Source organism: Pedobacter nyackensis (genome assembly GCF_900176505.1).
Lineage (GTDB): Bacteria > Bacteroidota > Bacteroidia > Sphingobacteriales > Sphingobacteriaceae > Pedobacter > Pedobacter nyackensis.
In genome coordinates this window covers 846,168-861,702 of the sequence record NZ_FWYB01000002.1, presented here as the reverse complement: position 1 = coordinate 861,702, position 15,535 = coordinate 846,168, and the positions used below count along the sequence as shown (strand labels likewise).

The window sequence follows — 15,535 nt, the reverse complement described above, 5'->3', positions numbered from 1 at the left end:
GTTCTATTTTCCGTTAACAACGGAGTTGAGCATTTTTATATAAAGGTCAATACCTTTTTCAATTTCTTCGATATAAATGTATTCATCGGCCATATGCGAGCGGGCTGAATCGCCGGGCCCCACCTTTACGGAAGGAATACTCAGCAAAGCCTGATCGGAGGTTGTAGGGGAGCCATAAGTTGTCCTGCCTAAAGAAAGTCCAGCTTGTACAATTGGATGCTCTTTATCGATAGATGAAGGTTTTAACCTTACCGAGCGGGGCTTCACATCACAATCTACATTTGTTCTGATGATCTTTAACACCTCCTCATTCGTATAAGCATCCGTTACCCGCACATCAACGGTGAAAGTACAGGTTGCCGGCACTACATTGTGCTGAGATCCTGCATTGATAATCGTAACTGACATCTTTAGGGGGCCAAACATTTCTGACACCTTAGAGAAGCGGTAGCTACGAAACCAATCTATATCCTTCAGGGCTTTATAAATCGCATTGTCGCCTTCCTCCCGGGCAGCGTGACCGGCTTTTCCATGCACTGTGCAATCCAATACCAAAAGTCCACGTTCGGCGATGGCCAGATTCATTAAAGTAGGTTCACCAACGATCGCAAACTCCAGTTCTCCCAAATCAGGAAGTACATACTCCAGACCATGCGTACCAGAGATCTCTTCTTCAGCTGTAGCGGCCAGACAAATGTTATAGCTCAAATCCTCCTGATCATGATAATACAAAAAGGTCGCTATAAGCGAAACGAGACATCCTCCCGCATCATTACTACCTAAGCCATACAATTTACCCTCTTCAACTGAAGCCGCGTAAGGATCGCGTGTATAGCCCGTACTTGGCTTTACCGTATCATGATGTGAATTTAAGAGCAATGTTGGCTTAGCCGCATCGAAATGCTTGTTGTAGGCCCATACATTATTCAGCTTCCGGTTTGTTTGTATATTTCGCTCCTGCAAAAACGCCTCAATTGCATCAGCTGTCTGATCTTCTTCCTTACTGAAGGATTGAATGCTGATCAATTGTTTCAACAACCCTAAACTATCTTCCTGCAGTTTTGCAATCATCATATTTATTCTTTTGTATAAAGAGCTCCGGCTTTCGCTGCCGAAAGTTTAATTCCTTTTATTAACGAAGAACTGAAGCCATGATGCTCCATTTCGTTCAATCCGGCAATCGTACAGCCTTTAGGCGAAGTCACCTTATCAATTTCCTGCTCAGGATGCGATTGCATCTGCAACAGCAAATCGGCAGCCCCTTTAGCAGTCTGCACCGCCATTTTCAATGCCTCATCCGCGTGGAAACCGATTTCTACCCCACCTTGTGATGCGGCTCTGATCGCTCTCAAAAAGAAGGCGATACCACAAGCACAAAGCGCCGTGGCTGAGGTCATCAGGTCTTCGTTTATTTTAACTACAGCACCCACCGTTTCGAACATTCTGGTTACTTCAGCTACATTTTCGGCAGTTGCATTATCCGTAGCCACGCAAGTCATCGATTGCCCAATGGCTATTGCTGTATTTGGCATAGCACGGATTACCTGTACCGTTTCGCCAATTTTGTTTCTAATATCAATACAGCTCACTCCCGAAGCAACAGAAATAAACACCTGTTTTTGGGGATCAACAGCCGGTAAAATTTGCGAAAGCAGGTTGTTCAATTGCTGCGGCAATACCGCTAAAACAACAATGTCAGCAGCTGCAACCGCAGCAGCATTATCATCGCTAACCACAAAGCCCTCTTTGGCCAATGCGGTCAGTCCCGAAATATTACGTCTTGTTAAAGTGATCTGATCTGCTGTGGCATAATTCGATTTAACTAAGCCTTTGGCTAAAGAAACACCAATGTTTCCACTTCCCAAAATGGCTATTTTGCCTTTAAACTTGTTCATAGTTTACTTGATTAATCTGGTTCCAAAATTACTTCCATTAATTTGTGGCAGTTCATCAGCCTTACCAATGTATACGGCTGAAACGCCACTTTTAATGGCTTCAAAAGCATTATGCAGTTTGGGGATCATTCCTCCCGAAACCACTCCTTCTTCTTTTAGTGCGTCAAATTGCTCCATCCTGATCTCTGTAACCAATGAGTTCTCATCGTCTACATCCCTTAATACACCGCGCTTTTCGAAGCAATAAATCAACGAAGTTTCATATAATGACGACATGGCCACTGCCACCGCAGCAGCAATTGTATCGGCATTGGTATTTAAAAGTTGTGCATCCCCGTCATGTGTAATGGCACAAAACACAGGTACCAGCCCTGCATTCAGCAAACTACTCAGCGTTTCAGTAGAAACTGATGAAGCATCCAGATCGCCCACATATCCATAATCAATATCCTTAACCGGGCGCTTTACCGCTTTTATTAAATTTCCATCCGCACCTGTAAGTCCGATTGCGTTGCAACCTTTTGCCTGCAACTGCGCAACCATATTTTTGTTGATCAGTCCGGCATACACCATCGTTACAACCCTAAGGGTTTCGATATCGGTGATGCGTCTGCCTTCAACCATTTTAGCTTCAACCCCAAGGGTTACGCCCAGTTCTGTAGCTATCTTTCCACCACCATGAATTAAAATCTTATCTCCAGGCAACGCTGTAAAATCCAGTAAAAACTGATGCAGCTTTTCTGAGTTGTCAATTACATTACCACCGATTTTAATTACACTGAGTTTTTTCATTGGGATCTAATTTGTTTTATTTTAACGCTTCTAACATTTGCTTTAACACGGCCTGCGCTGCCCATAAGCGGTTTCCGGCTTCGTGTATAACCAGCGAATTAGGACCGTCCAGAATTTCCGAAGAAAGTTCCAGATCCCGGCGAACCGGCAAACAATGCATCACTTTAGCATTGTTGGTTTCCTTTAATTTATCATTATTCAGCATCCAGCCTTCAGGATAAGGGAGTACTTTCCCATATTCTTTATAGCTCGACCAGTTTTTCACATAAATATAATCCGCTCCGGCCAAAGCCTCATCGAGGTTATGCGTAATATTTGCTCCAGGAGTAAAATCTTCACTTAGTTCATACCCCGCAGGTTGAGCTATGGTAAAATCAAGCATTCCCTCCTCCTGTGCTTTACACATCCATTCGGCAAATGAATTGGGTACCGCTTGCGGCAAGGCTTTAATATGCGGTGCCCAAGCCAAAACAACTTTAGGTTTAGTTGCCCCTTTCCAGGTTTCTTTGATGGTAACCAGGTCAGCTAAACTTTGCAGCGGATGACGCGTAGCACTCTCTAAACTCACGACAGGTACCTTGCAAAACTTGATGAATTTGTTAAAAAAATCCTCGTTATAATCCTCTTCTCTGCTAATCAGCTTTGGAAAAGAGCGCAAGCCCAGAATATCACAATATTGACCCATCACTGCTGCCGCTTCACGAATGTGTTCTACAGTTGTGCCGTTCATCACTATGCCATCCTGTGTTTCCAAAGCCCAACCTTCTTTGTCCATGTTCATCACCATCACATTCATCCCTAAGTTAAGGGCTGCCTTCTGAGTGCTTAAACGTGTACGCAAACTTGGATTTAAAAAAACAAGACCTAGCGTTTTGTTTTTACCCAGGTGCTGGTGGGCATAAGGGCTTTGCTTAAGTGCTAATGCATCATTAACCAATTGGCTGATGTCTTGCACATCATTTACTGAGGTAAACTGGTTCATCCTTTTAAAGCGGTTTTAAAATCATTTAAAAATTGATCTGCCTGATCCTTAGTTAAATTTAATGCAGGCAACAGTCTGATTACGTTAGGCTTTGCCTCACCGGTAAAAATTTTATATTTAAATAGCAGGTCTTTCTTTACGGTCGACTTGTCTTCAGGCAGGTCTATCCCGATCATCAAACCACGTCCACGTACTTCATTTATCCCCTCTATTTGTTTCAGTTCATTAATCAGGTAAGTGCCGATCACCTCGGCGTTCTTCATCAGGTTGTCCTGTTCGATAATTTCCAACACGGCCAATGCAGCTGCACAAGCCAGGTGGTTACCACCAAAAGTAGTACCTAACATACCATGCCAAGGCTTAAATTTAGGTGCAATAGAGATTCCTGCTACCGGGAAACCATTGCCCATACCTTTAGCCATCGTATACACATCGGCGTCAACGCCGGCATAGTCGTGCGAGTAAAACTGACCCGTTCTACCATAACCGCACTGCACACTATCAGCGATATAAACCGCATTATACTGATCACAAAGTGAACGGATCTTTTGCAGAAAGCTCACTGAAGCCTCTTTAATACCACCTACACCTTGTATGCCCTCGATAATTACCGCAGTAATTTCATTTCCATAAGCTGCAAAAGCATTTTCTAAAGCTGCCTCATCATTATGTGGCAAAAAGACAATGTTATCGGTTTCGTTTACCGGCGCAACAATTTTAGGGTTATCTGTAGCAGCAACAGCTAAAGAAGTTCTGCCATGAAAAGCTCCTTTAAAAGCAATTACCTTTTTTCTACCATTGTAAAACGAAGCCAACTTTAGTGCGTTCTCGTTAGCTTCAGCACCAGAGTTACACAAGAACAACTGAAAATCTGTTTTCCCTGAAACCTGACCCAATTTCTCGGCAAGCTGCGCCTGTAAAGGAATCAGAACCGAGTTAGAGTAAAAACCAACTTTATTAAGCTGATCGGTTAAACGTTTTACATAATGTGGGTGTGTATGGCCAATTGAAATTACGGCATGACCGCCATACAAGTCTAAATATTCCTGGCCATCGGCATCCCAGACAGCACTTCCGGATGCTTTTACTATTTCTATATTATTTAATGGATATACGTCGAATAAGTTCATGTTCGTGAAGGTTTTGCCTTAGCTTACGCTAAGGCTTTGAATGAATAATTTAATTGATCAGAAGAGCGTGGTTAACTTAAAATGCTACCGCCTTTAGCCGGAGCCCTTCAGTCTCTTCCAATCCAAACATTAAATTCATATTCTGAACTGCCTGTCCGCTTGCACCTTTTAACAAGTTATCTATTATACTCACAACAAAAAGCTTATTACCATGCTTTTCTACATGAACAAGTGCTTTATTGGTATTTACCACTTGTTTTAAATCAATGTTCTTATTGCTTATGTGGGTATATGGATGCTCAGCGTAATAATTTTCATAAATATCCTGCGCCTCCACTGCTGTCAAATCACTTTCAAAGTACATTGCAGCCAGAATTCCTCTCGCAAAATCACCACGTTGCGGGATAAAGCTTATCGTTTGATCAAAATCAGGATTCAGCATGCTCAGGCTTTCTCCGATTTCGTTCAGATGCTGATGACCAAAAGCTTTATAAACCGATAGGTTATTGTTGCGCCAGCTAAAATGTGAAGTGGTAGACAAGCCCTGCCCTGCTCCGGTAGATCCGGTAGTAGCATTGATATGTACTTCACTCTTCAACAAACCTTTAGCCGCTAATGGCAACAAGCCCAATTGAATGCAGGTAGCAAAACAACCTGGGTTAGCAATATAGCTCGCTTGTTTTACCTTGTCTCTGTTAAGCTCCGGCAAACCGTAAACCCATTTGTTACCCGCATTGGCAGCTAACCTAAAATCCTGACTTAAATCAATGATTTTAATTCCTTCTGCTATCTTATTCGCTTCCAGAAATTTCTTTGCATCTCCATGTCCAACACATAAAAACAACACATCAATATCGTCAGAAAGCATATCTGTAAAACGCAGGTCAGTATCTCCGAACAAATCTGTATGCACATCAGAAATCAGGTTTCCTGCATTGCTGTTGCTATGTACAAATTTAATTTCTACAGATGCGTGATTAACCAGAATACGGAGCATTTCGCCTCCTGTATATCCAGCACCACCTACTATACCAGCTTTAATCTTCATGGTCATTTACTTTATGCCAGATCATTACCTGGTTGCCAAAAATCTTTGAGAATCCTTTTACATCTTCACCACTCCATGCATTGTTCATTTCACCGTAGCTACCAAACTTATTGCTCATTAAGTCGTGTTCAGATTCGATGCCGATGATATTGAAACGGTATGGTAACAATTCAACGAATACTTTTCCACTAACTACTTTTTGTGTGTCAGTTAAGAACGCTTCAATGTTGCGCATAATCGGATCATGAAACTGTCCCTCATGTAACCAGTTGCCATAAAAAGTAGACAATTGCTCTTTCCATGAAAGCTGCCATTTGGTTAAGGTGTGTTTTTCAAGGGTATGGTGTGCCTTGATGATTACAATCGGCGCCGCAGCCTCGAAACCTACACGTCCTTTTATACCAATAATGGTATCACCAACATGAATGTCTCTGCCAATACCGTAAGGTTGTGCAATGGCTTGTAATTTCTGAATTGCAACAACAGGAGATAATGTTTCTCCATCAATACCTACCAGTTCACCTTTTTCAAAAGTCAGCTCCAACTTACGTGGTGTAGTTTGCGACACCTGAGTAGGCCATGCTTCTTCCGGTAAAGTTTCATTAGAGGTAAGTGTTTCTTTTCCACCTACTGAAGTTCCCCATAAACCTTTGTTGATTGAATATCTTGCTTTCTCAGCACTGTATTCAACCCCATGGGCATTTAAATATTCTATTTCCGCTTCGCGGGATAATTTTAAGTCTCTGATTGGTGTAATGATTTCTACGTTAGGGATGATGATATTAAAGATCATATCAAAACGTACCTGATCATTACCGGCACCTGTGCTACCATGAGCAACATAGTCGGCGCCAATCTTTTTTACATAGTTGGCTATCGCTGTTGCCTGGCTTACACGTTCTGCACTAACAGAAAGCGGATAAGTTGCGTTTTTTAACACATTACCAAACACCAGGTATTTAATACAGCCGTTATAATAGTTTGTAGTTTCATCAACTACAGCATGAGAAGCTACGCCAAGGGCATAAGCACGTTTTTCTATTTCCTGTAACTCTTCTTCGGAGAATCCACCTGTATTTACAATTACAGAATGTACTTCAAGTCCACGGTCCTGAGCCAGGTAAATACAACAAAATGAGGTATCTAAACCTCCGCTAAAAGCTAAAACAACTTTCTTCTTCATCTTAATATAACAGCTATTTAAATAAAACACTAAACATTAGAAACAGGGATTTCAGTCCCTTTTTTTGTGGCTTTGTTTTAAGCACCAATCTTTGCTTGATGCGCATAAAGCGCTCATACAATTTAGGTTTCTTATGCAGCTCCTCTGCAAATTTCTTAGCTACATCATGCTTTTGCTCCACCGGATCATACAACATCGCGGTACACATACAGTTTTTACGCTCCTTCATTTTTAAAATGTCGAAGTTCACGCAACTCTGACAGCCCTTCCAGAATTCTTCATCCTGTGTAAGTTCCGAATAAGTAACGGGCTCATAACCGAGATCAGAATTGATCTTCATTACGGCAAGGCCTGTTGTTAAACCGAAAATTTTAGCTTTAGGATATTTCTGTCTTGAAAGCTCAAAGATCTTCTCTTTGATGGCGTGCGCCAGTCCTGCCTTGCGGTATTTAGGACTAACGATAAGGCCAGAGTTGGCTACAAACTGTCCGTGGGTCCAGGTTTCTATATAGCAGAATCCTGCCCATGAACCATCTTTATGAAATGCAATTACGGATTTACCGTCAGCCATTTTCCCTGCTACGTACTCCGGAGAGCGCTTAGCGATACCCGTACCTCGTGCTTTAGCCGATTCGGCCATCTCTTCACAGATTTCTTCTGCAAAGACACGATGTTCAGGAAGTGCAACTTGCACTATAAAATCGTTTATATTCATTAATAAGATAACGAAAAAATATAAATGTTTTGGTTAATTGTTTTTTGAGAGGCAATCCTCTGGAAATGCGCTGAGCCTTCACTCAGAGATTTACTCACATGCGCGGCGTGTAGTTTTGCCGATTTGTTGTCACAAAAAATACGGGTCGCAAACGTTCAATAAACAAACTTCTGGAAGCAATATTCTTTGCTTCGACAATAGAAAGTTTATGTGTTGTGTGCTTAATCATTTTCTGTGTATAATAATAATTTGAATGAGTTGAGGCGCAAAGGTTTAAATAAATATTGAGTTGTGCAATACGTTTTTTATTTTTTTACATTTTTTAGTTAAAACAGGCCCTTAAAAGGCTCTCAAAAAGGAAGAATTTTTAGCCGACTATTCTAGCATCCGTTTTTTTTTCCAAAAATAGGCATTTTGAGCTGCTGGCGACCCTGCCAATTGTTAAGGTTTCATTAAATAATCAGGTCTTAATTTAAGAAATTCCAGAGACGCAGACCTTGGTCTGCCATGAAATACAATTTAACTTAACGTTGAAACCTGAAATAATGAGATAAAAGATCCGGGCGTCCTTCCATCATATTGGTGATCATCTCTGCTCCGGTTACGGAAAAGGTAATTCCATTTCCCCCAAAGCCCAATAGAAAATAACTGTTCGGAAATTTTGGATGCGTACCAATATAAGGCAAGCCATCTTTTGTTTCCCCAAAAGTACCGCACCAGCAAAAGTCTTCAATAAAGGTAATCTTCGGTAAATACGTCTTAAGTGTTTTTACCAGCTTATCCTTTTTTTTATTCAACAGCAGATCGCGTTTTATGGGATTTCTAAACTCCACATCCTCCCCTCCAACAAGTAAACGTCCCTCTGCGGTAGTGCGCATATACAGGTAAGGAACATCGGTATTCCAAAATAAGGTATTTTCACAAATAGCTGCATGCTTATCTTCCTTCTCACTAATCATGGCATAAGTGCTTTTCAAGTTCACAATTTTATCCGGCAGCATGCGCTGTGTTTCATATCCCGTACAATAAATAATCTTTTTGGCATGGATCTCCGATCCGGTATGCATAAACGCTCTGACGCTCTCCTTTTCGTATTTCACCTTTAACAGCTCCGTTTTATCAAATACCTTTAAACCTTTCCCGGCATTAAAATGAAGCAGATCATGAGTAAAGCTAAACGCATCAATACTTGCACCGTCGACAGATAAAATCCCTCCTTCGGCGATCAAACCATATGATTCCATCAACTGCTCCTTATCGAGCCAACTTACCTCAAGGCCCGCCGCTGCCCGAGCTTCAAATTCCATTTTCAACCATTTTACATCTTTACGGTTACCTGCAAAATAAACAGAATCCTTTCGCTCAAATCCGCTGCTTGATTTAATTTCATGGACCAGGCTTTGCAGTTTATATATTGCATCCTTACAGGCCAAATAACTACCTACCGCTCCCTGTTCACCGATCAATTGTTTTAGCTTATAAAGCGGGATATCTATTTCATATTGCAGCATAGAAGTTGTTGCCGAAGTACTGCCGTTCGCAATTTCTCTTTTATCAATCAATATCGTTTTATAACCTTTTTTAACGGCAGCATGAGCCATTAATGCCCCGGTTATACCGCCACCTACAATTAACAACTCAGCATCCAGATTCTCCCTCAAAGAAGGATAAGAGTGCTTTATTCCATTTTTAACCAACCAGAATGGCTCATTTGAACGTACATCCATAATTTTAATTCGTAATAGGATAACAGGGTATTTGTAAATGTGTTTTATACTTTCTTTATATTTACCCTAACACAAACAACAAATGAACCTTACCACCGACACCTTTTAATATGAAAAAGTGCCTTGTAATCCTATGTCTGCTCAGCCCATTGGCGGCTTTGTCGCAGGACATCCAGCTAACCAGAACCATCCTCGATACCCTCACTTCCAAAACTATGTGGGGAAGAGGTTATACCAATAATGGTCTGGAAAAAGCAGCCGAATATATCAACGCAAAATTTGAAAGCTATGGATTAAGTCCGATGGATGGCAAAACATATAAGCAACATTTCTCATTCCCTGTAAATACTTTTCCGGGCAAGATGGAGCTTAAAATAAACGGACAGGCACTTGTTCCCGGAAAAGAGTTCATTGTAATGCCCGAAAGCGTCGGAAAAATCGCCCACGGCAAACTGATACAAAAAGACAGTTCAGTATTTATTTCAGCGACAGATAGGATAGTCCTGATTTTAAAAGACAAGCTTACCTGGTCTGTAAGTAAACACGTAGCCGATTACACGGGGATTGAAGTCATTAAACCGATGGCAAAAAAACCGGAAACCATTGATGTAAATATTGAGAACCAATTGGTCCCTGATTTTAAAGCTGTAAACCTTTGCGGAATTGTAAAAGGAACCTTGCAGCCTGATTCTTTCCTAGTCTTGACCGCTCATTACGACCATCTGGGCGGCATGGGCAGCAGCACTTACTTCCCGGGGGCGAACGACAATGCCAGCGGCGTATCCTTTTTACTCAGCATGGCAAAATATTACGCAGCCAATCCAGCGCCCTATAGTATGGCATTTATCTGTTTCTCAGCAGAAGAAGCCGGACTAGTAGGCTCGAAGCATTTCACGGAGCAGCCACTCCTCGATCTGAGCAAAATCCGATTCCTGATCAATCTGGATATGGTTGGCACGGGAGAAACTGGTATCACGGTAGTGAATGCGACGGAGTACCCTAAAGAATTTGACCTTTTGAATCAGGTTAACAATGCCCATAATTACCTGGTAAGAATCAGTCCAAGGGGCAAAGCAGCAAATAGCGACCACTTTCATTTTACAGAAAAAGGGGTCCCCTCCTTCTTTATATATACCACCGGAGGCGTGAAAGCTTACCACGATGTTTACGATCAACCTGAGCATCTCCCCTTCACGGAATACAACGACCTATTCAGCTTATTTCTAGATTTCAACGACAAATTGATGAAATAACTATTTTTCACATTAATCAGCATAGTTTAAACCAATTTCCTTTAATTTCGTTGTTAATAAAAAAACTAGATTATTATGTTAGATAAATTAATGGCGGCACAACAACAAGCCGAAGAGATAAAGAAACGCCTGGATACAATTTCTGTTTTTGGTGAAGTTGAGGGTGGTGCAATCCGTATTACTGCTACGGCAAATAAAGCCGTTACAGCTATAGACATTGATGAAGAGTTTTACAAACAGGCCGACAAAGAAGAACTGGAAGAGCTATTACTTACTGCCATCAACAAAGCCTTAAGCCAGGCCGATCTGGTAAGCGCTGCAGAAATGCAGGCCGCAACTAAAAATATGTTCGGTGGCCTTGGTGGCATGTTTGGACAATAATACGATCTAATTTAAATCAGATACAGATGAAGTATACTTATTATGGTCAATCCTGCTTTCTGCTTGAAGGAGATGACAAGAAGTTTCTCTTTGACCCATTTATTACCGGCAATCCTCTTGCAGATCATATAGACATCAAAAGTATCCAGGCCGACTACATCCTGGTGAGTCACGGTCATGGGGACCACGTTGGTGATCTGGTTGAAATTGCCAACAGGACCAATGCCAAAGTCATCGCTATGGTTGAAGTTGCTACCTGGATTAGAAATCAAGGCGTAAAAAACGTCATTGATGTAAATTTTGGCAAGGCGAAATTTCCCTTTGGAATACTGAGGACGGTTTGGGCGACACACTCAAGTTCAAATCCCGACAATAGTTATGGAGGAAATCCTGCCGGTTTTGTACTCGAACTGGAAGGAAAAGCCATCTACTTTGCCGGAGATACTGCACTAACCGTAGAGATGAAGATCCTCGCTGATCTTTACAATCTTGATTACGCAATTCTTCCTATTGGAGGCCATTATACCATGGATGTTGATGATGCAATTGTTGCCACAAAATACATTGATTGCGATAGGATCATTGGTGTACATTACAATACATTCCCACCAATTCAAATCAACCCTGCATCGGCAACAGCCAAATTTAAAAGAGAAAATAAGATGTTGTTTTTACCGGAAATCGGGGAAACGATTGAGCTTTAAACACAAAATGGTGTATCATTCGTTATGATACACCATTTTGGTTTCAGGAAGGCGACGATGTTAATGCGCTGCCAACCAATTATTACCTTCACCGATCTCTATTTCAATCGGCACGGTTGTTTTAATTGCGGTCTTCATCCGATGTGAAATGATCTTCTTCATGGCCTCAACTTCCGTTTTCAGCACATCAAACACAAGCTCATCATGCACCTGCATGGTCATTTTCGACTGCAGTCCCTGCTCTTGAATATCACGGTGAATGTTTATCATAGCCACCTTGATCAAATCTGCCGCAGAGCCTTGTATTGGAGCATTTATCGCATTTCGTTCTGCAAAACCACGCACTGTCGCATTTGCAGAGTTGATATCACGTAAATATCTTCTTCTACCCAGAATGGTTTCTACAAATCCGTTTTCACGGGCCGAGTTCATGGTGTCCGACATAAACTGCTTTATGCCCGGATACTGCGCAAAATACTGATCTATAATCGCAGCTGCTTCCTTTCTTGGAATACCTAAGCTCTGAGATAAACCAAAGGCTGACTGACCGTAAATGATGCCAAAGTTTACTGCTTTTGCATTACGACGCTGTGTTGAATCCACCTCTTCAATAGAAACACCATACACCTTCGCTGCTGTAGCCGTGTGAATGTCTATTCCTTTGTTAAAGGCTTCCAGCATATTTTCTTCCTTGCTAATCTCAGCAATGATACGAAGCTCTATCTGAGAATAATCCGCAGATAGTAAAATGTGATTTTCATCCCTTGGAATAAAGGCTTTACGAACCTCTCTTCCCCTTTCGGTACGAATAGGAATATTTTGTAAGTTAGGATTATTCGAACTTAGCCTTCCTGTTGCAGCAACAGCCTGATTAAAGCTGGTATGTACACGCCCGGTTTTAGGGTTTACCAGCAGAGGCAATGCATCAACATAGGTTGATTTTAACTTCTGCAGCTGACGGAAATCCAGGATATCCTGAACAATGTCGCTCTTATGTGCCAGAGCTAACAAAACATCCTCTCCGGTTTGATACTGACCGGTTTTGGTTTTTTTAGCCTTAGGATCCAATTGCAGTTTATCAAAAAGCACCTCACCCAATTGCTTTGGCGAAGCCAGGTTGAACTTAACGCCACATTTATCATATACATTCTGTTCAAACTTCCTGATATCCAGTTCCAGTTCTTTAGAGTAATTGATCAGGGTATCCATATCAATTCTTACGCCTTCAAACTCAATATCAGCAAGCACGTAAACTAAAGGATTCTCTACTTCTGTAGCCAGGTTTTCGGCATTTAGCTCTTTTAACAAAGGCGTAAACACATCGGCCAACTGCAAAGTAACGTCAGCATCCTCAGCAGCATAATCTACAACCTTTTCTGCCGGAACATCCCGCATATTGCCTTGCGATTTACCTTTGGAACCGATCAATGCCGTGATCGAGATTGGCGTATAGTTTAGATAATTCTCCGATAGTACGTCCATATTGTGACGCGTATCCGGATCAATCAGGTAATGTGCCAGCATGGTATCAAACAACCTGCCTTTTACAGCTATACCATACCATTTCAGGATCAAAATATCGTATTTGATATTCTGTCCTATTTTAACAATATTTTCGTTTTCAAGTACTGGCTTGAATTCGTCTACAATTTGTTGTGCTTCTTCTCTTTGAGCAGGCACAGGTACATAATAACCTTCGCCTGGCTTAACGCTGAATGATAAGCCGACTAAATCCGCCAGGTTCGCATCTGTCCCGGTTGTTTCGGTATCAAAAGCAATTTGTTCCTGCTGCTGCAACAGCTCAATTAATGATTTGCGCAATTCAGGGGTATCTGCCAGTTTATAGTCGTGTTCTGTATCCTCGATTGTTCGGAGGGGCACTGTAACCTGCTCAGGAAAAACAGGTGGCGGCGGTGCTACAACCACTTCAACCTGTCTATATTCACCTACAACATTTCCAAAAAGATCTGTTTGCTGAGAAACCATCGTTGTAGTGCTCCTGATAAAGTCATCACCAAATACCCGCTTACCGATTGTTCTGAATTCTAACTCGGCAAATAGCGGTTCCAATAGTTCCCTGCTAGGTGTTTCAACCTCAAGCGATTTCTCGTCAAATTCTACCGGAACATTTAGAATAATGGTTGCCAACTTTTTAGAAATCAAGCCTTGTTCAGCATAAGTTTCTACATTTTCCCGTTGCTTTCCTTTCAGTTCATGCGAATGGGCAATGATATTTTCAACCGATCCATATTGTTTGATCAGGGATTTAGCTGTTTTTTCTCCAATACCAGGGATTCCAGGAATATTGTCGACGGCATCACCCCATAAACCCAGAATATCTATCACCTGCTCTACACGTTCTATTTCCCATTTGGCCAATACTTCCTTTACGCCCAACACTTCCATGTCGTTACCCATACGTGCAGGCTTGTAAATAAAAATATTGTCGGACACCAGCTGAGCAAAATCCTTATCCGGAGTCATACAATACACCTGGAAGCCTTCTTTTTCAGCCTCCTTGGCCAGGGTGCCAATGATATCATCAGCTTCATAGCCATCCTTTGTAATAACAGGAATTTTAAACCCTTCAATCAGCTTAAAAACATAGGGAAGAGCTGCAGAAAGATCTTCCGGCATAGACTCGCGATGTGCTTTATAGGCTTCGAAATCCGTGTGTCTTTCGGTAGGTGCTGCAGTATCAAAAACTACAGCTATATGTGTTGGATTCTCCTTTTTAAGTACCTCCATTAGGGTATTGGCAAAGCCCATTACCGCCGAGGTATTGATTCCTGTCGAAGTGAACCTGGGATTTTTACTCAATGCAAAGTGAGCTCTGTAAATGAGCGCCATCCCGTCAAGAAGAAAAAGTTTTTTCATCAGTATATAATTTGTTTTTTAATGGTTATGAAGCTTGCATAAATTTATGCAGGTTTCATTAGAAATATTATTTATGTTTTATCGGGTTCCGATTTCAATTTAATTTTACTCGGATAAAGGTACTAATACTGGATGATTTTCCGTTATTTGATCATTATGAAAGGGATAAAAGAATATGCTATGCTCCTGATGCTTTTATTGGCCTCAGTAGCGATAAAAGCTCAGGATATTGTAGTGATTTCGGAAGGGAATTTTGTGAGAGGAACGATACAGGGCACTGATTTTTCGACCGTCATACTCAAAAATGAAGACGAAAGTCTTTCTCAGTTTAAGGCCAAAGACATTAAAGAGTTTTTGTGGAATGGGGATACCTATGTAAGCAAGCCTATCCTGATTAAGAAACGCATGGAGCTTCGCTTTTTCAAAGTTATAGCGCGCGGAGCAGTGAACCTATATAGCATTGGTGGTAACACCGGAGCTGAAGAGCCGCAGCAAAAAAGAACCCGCATACGTCCAAGTATTGGCATTGGAGGTGGAACAGGTGGCTTTGGCGGAATAGGCGGCGGCGTAGGTATTACAATTGGTGGTGGAAGAAACAGGCAAGACGATCAGGCGAGACAAGCAGGTCCTACAGGCTATTTTATAGAACGTTTTGGAACCGGACCGATGGTAGAACTTCCGGTCAACGCAGGCAATTCAGACAGTAAAAACCAGCAGATTAAAAACGTGTTGTTGCAGAAGCTAAGCAATGATGAAGACCTTGCCGAACGCATAAAAGCTACAGAAAGCTTTGATGCAAAACTGATCAAGGCCTTTGTAGCTGCTTATAACGAAATGCACAAATAAAC

General features: G+C 41.6%; 14 protein-coding genes. 4 read left to right on the top strand and 10 right to left on the bottom strand.

Annotated features, from left to right (window positions below; genetic code table 11):
- Nucleotides 1-3: 3 nt before the first annotated feature.
- The 9 genes from B9A18_RS07990 to B9A18_RS07950 all read right to left on the bottom strand — a co-directional run bounded on the left by B9A18_RS07990 (nt 4) and on the right by B9A18_RS07950 (nt 9,472).
- Nucleotides 4-1,071 (bottom strand): M20 family metallo-hydrolase, encoded by a 1,068-nt coding sequence (locus tag B9A18_RS07990; RefSeq protein ID WP_084288799.1) that lies wholly within the window; start codon nt 1,069-1,071, stop codon nt 4-6.
- A 5-nt stretch (nt 1,072-1,076) separates the two neighbouring features.
- Complete coding sequence (gene proC, locus B9A18_RS07985; RefSeq protein ID WP_084288709.1) at nt 1,077-1,895, bottom strand: pyrroline-5-carboxylate reductase; 819 nt, start codon at nt 1,893-1,895, stop codon at nt 1,077-1,079.
- Nucleotides 1,896-1,898: 3 nt separating this feature from the next.
- Nucleotides 1,899-2,687 carry an acetylglutamate kinase gene (gene argB / locus B9A18_RS07980; RefSeq protein WP_200816323.1) on the bottom strand — a complete coding sequence of 263 codons (789 nt, stop codon included), beginning with the start codon at nt 2,685-2,687 and terminating at the stop codon, nt 1,899-1,901.
- 16 nt (nt 2,688-2,703) lie between these two features.
- The gene (locus tag B9A18_RS07975; RefSeq protein ID WP_084288707.1) at nt 2,704-3,669 is read right to left on the bottom strand and encodes a Rossmann-fold NAD(P)-binding domain-containing protein; all 966 of its coding nucleotides are present in this window, start codon (nt 3,667-3,669) and stop codon (nt 2,704-2,706) included.
- Nucleotides 3,666-4,799: an aspartate aminotransferase family protein gene (locus B9A18_RS07970; RefSeq protein ID WP_084288706.1), complete on the bottom strand. Its 1,134-nt coding sequence runs from the start codon at nt 4,797-4,799 to the stop codon at nt 3,666-3,668. The genes B9A18_RS07975 and B9A18_RS07970 overlap by 4 nt, the downstream gene beginning before the upstream one ends.
- Before the next feature lie 76 nt (nt 4,800-4,875).
- Complete coding sequence (gene argC, locus B9A18_RS07965) at nt 4,876-5,847, bottom strand: N-acetyl-gamma-glutamyl-phosphate reductase (RefSeq protein ID WP_084288798.1); 972 nt, start codon at nt 5,845-5,847, stop codon at nt 4,876-4,878.
- Nucleotides 5,837-7,030, bottom strand: a complete 1,194-nt coding sequence (gene argG, locus B9A18_RS07960) for an argininosuccinate synthase (protein ID WP_084288705.1) — start codon at nt 7,028-7,030, stop codon at nt 5,837-5,839. Before argG ends, argC begins: the two co-directional genes overlap by 11 nt.
- A 13-nt stretch (nt 7,031-7,043) precedes the next feature.
- On the bottom strand, nt 7,044-7,745 hold the full coding sequence (locus B9A18_RS07955; RefSeq protein ID WP_084288704.1) for an N-acetyltransferase: 702 nt from the start codon (nt 7,743-7,745) through the stop codon (nt 7,044-7,046).
- A 524-nt stretch (nt 7,746-8,269) separates the two neighbouring features.
- Nucleotides 8,270-9,472, bottom strand: a complete 1,203-nt coding sequence (locus B9A18_RS07950) for an NAD(P)/FAD-dependent oxidoreductase (protein ID WP_084288703.1) — start codon at nt 9,470-9,472, stop codon at nt 8,270-8,272.
- 110 nt (nt 9,473-9,582) lie between these two features.
- Here B9A18_RS07950 and B9A18_RS07945 point away from each other — a divergent pair, with 110 nt between their 5' ends.
- From B9A18_RS07945 to B9A18_RS07935, 3 genes are all read left to right on the top strand, one after another.
- Complete coding sequence (locus tag B9A18_RS07945; protein WP_084288702.1) at nt 9,583-10,725, top strand: M28 family metallopeptidase; 1,143 nt, start codon at nt 9,583-9,585, stop codon at nt 10,723-10,725.
- Between the two features lie 75 nt (nt 10,726-10,800).
- Nucleotides 10,801-11,106: a YbaB/EbfC family nucleoid-associated protein gene (locus B9A18_RS07940; protein WP_084288701.1), complete on the top strand. Its 306-nt coding sequence runs from the start codon at nt 10,801-10,803 to the stop codon at nt 11,104-11,106.
- A 26-nt stretch (nt 11,107-11,132) separates the two neighbouring features.
- Nucleotides 11,133-11,810, top strand: coding sequence for a metal-dependent hydrolase (locus B9A18_RS07935; RefSeq protein ID WP_084288700.1), 678 nt, complete (start codon nt 11,133-11,135; stop codon nt 11,808-11,810).
- Nucleotides 11,811-11,870: 60 nt separating this feature from the next.
- Here B9A18_RS07935 and polA read toward each other — a convergent pair whose 3' ends face one another.
- On the bottom strand, nt 11,871-14,687 hold the full coding sequence (gene polA, locus B9A18_RS07930; protein WP_084288699.1) for a DNA polymerase I: 2,817 nt from the start codon (nt 14,685-14,687) through the stop codon (nt 11,871-11,873).
- Between the two features lie 156 nt (nt 14,688-14,843).
- Here polA and B9A18_RS07925 point away from each other — a divergent pair, with 156 nt between their 5' ends.
- Nucleotides 14,844-15,533: a hypothetical protein gene (locus B9A18_RS07925; protein ID WP_084288797.1), complete on the top strand. Its 690-nt coding sequence runs from the start codon at nt 14,844-14,846 to the stop codon at nt 15,531-15,533.
- The last annotated feature ends 2 nt before the right edge of the window (nt 15,534-15,535 follow it).

Coding starts and splice junctions, on each gene's coding strand:
- B9A18_RS07990 (WP_084288799.1), bottom strand. CDS start 1,071: ATGATTGCAAAACTGCAGGAAGATAGTTTAGGGTTGTTGAAACAATTG.
- proC (WP_084288709.1), bottom strand. CDS start 1,895: ATGAACAAGTTTAAAGGCAAAATAGCCATTTTGGGAAGTGGAAACATT.
- argB (WP_200816323.1), bottom strand. CDS start 2,687: ATGAAAAAACTCAGTGTAATTAAAATCGGTGGTAATGTAATTGACAAC.
- B9A18_RS07975 (WP_084288707.1), bottom strand. CDS start 3,669: ATGAACCAGTTTACCTCAGTAAATGATGTGCAAGACATCAGCCAATTG.
- B9A18_RS07970 (WP_084288706.1), bottom strand. CDS start 4,799: ATGAACTTATTCGACGTATATCCATTAAATAATATAGAAATAGTAAAA.
- argC (WP_084288798.1), bottom strand. CDS start 5,847: ATGAAGATTAAAGCTGGTATAGTAGGTGGTGCTGGATATACAGGAGGC.
- argG (WP_084288705.1), bottom strand. CDS start 7,030: ATGAAGAAGAAAGTTGTTTTAGCTTTTAGCGGAGGTTTAGATACCTCA.
- B9A18_RS07955 (WP_084288704.1), bottom strand. CDS start 7,745: ATGAATATAAACGATTTTATAGTGCAAGTTGCACTTCCTGAACATCGT.
- B9A18_RS07950 (WP_084288703.1), bottom strand. CDS start 9,472: ATGGATGTACGTTCAAATGAGCCATTCTGGTTGGTTAAAAATGGAATA.
- B9A18_RS07945 (WP_084288702.1), top strand. CDS start 9,583: ATGAAAAAGTGCCTTGTAATCCTATGTCTGCTCAGCCCATTGGCGGCT.
- B9A18_RS07940 (WP_084288701.1), top strand. CDS start 10,801: ATGTTAGATAAATTAATGGCGGCACAACAACAAGCCGAAGAGATAAAG.
- B9A18_RS07935 (WP_084288700.1), top strand. CDS start 11,133: ATGAAGTATACTTATTATGGTCAATCCTGCTTTCTGCTTGAAGGAGAT.
- polA (WP_084288699.1), bottom strand. CDS start 14,687: ATGAAAAAACTTTTTCTTCTTGACGGGATGGCGCTCATTTACAGAGCT.
- B9A18_RS07925 (WP_084288797.1), top strand. CDS start 14,844: ATGAAAGGGATAAAAGAATATGCTATGCTCCTGATGCTTTTATTGGCC.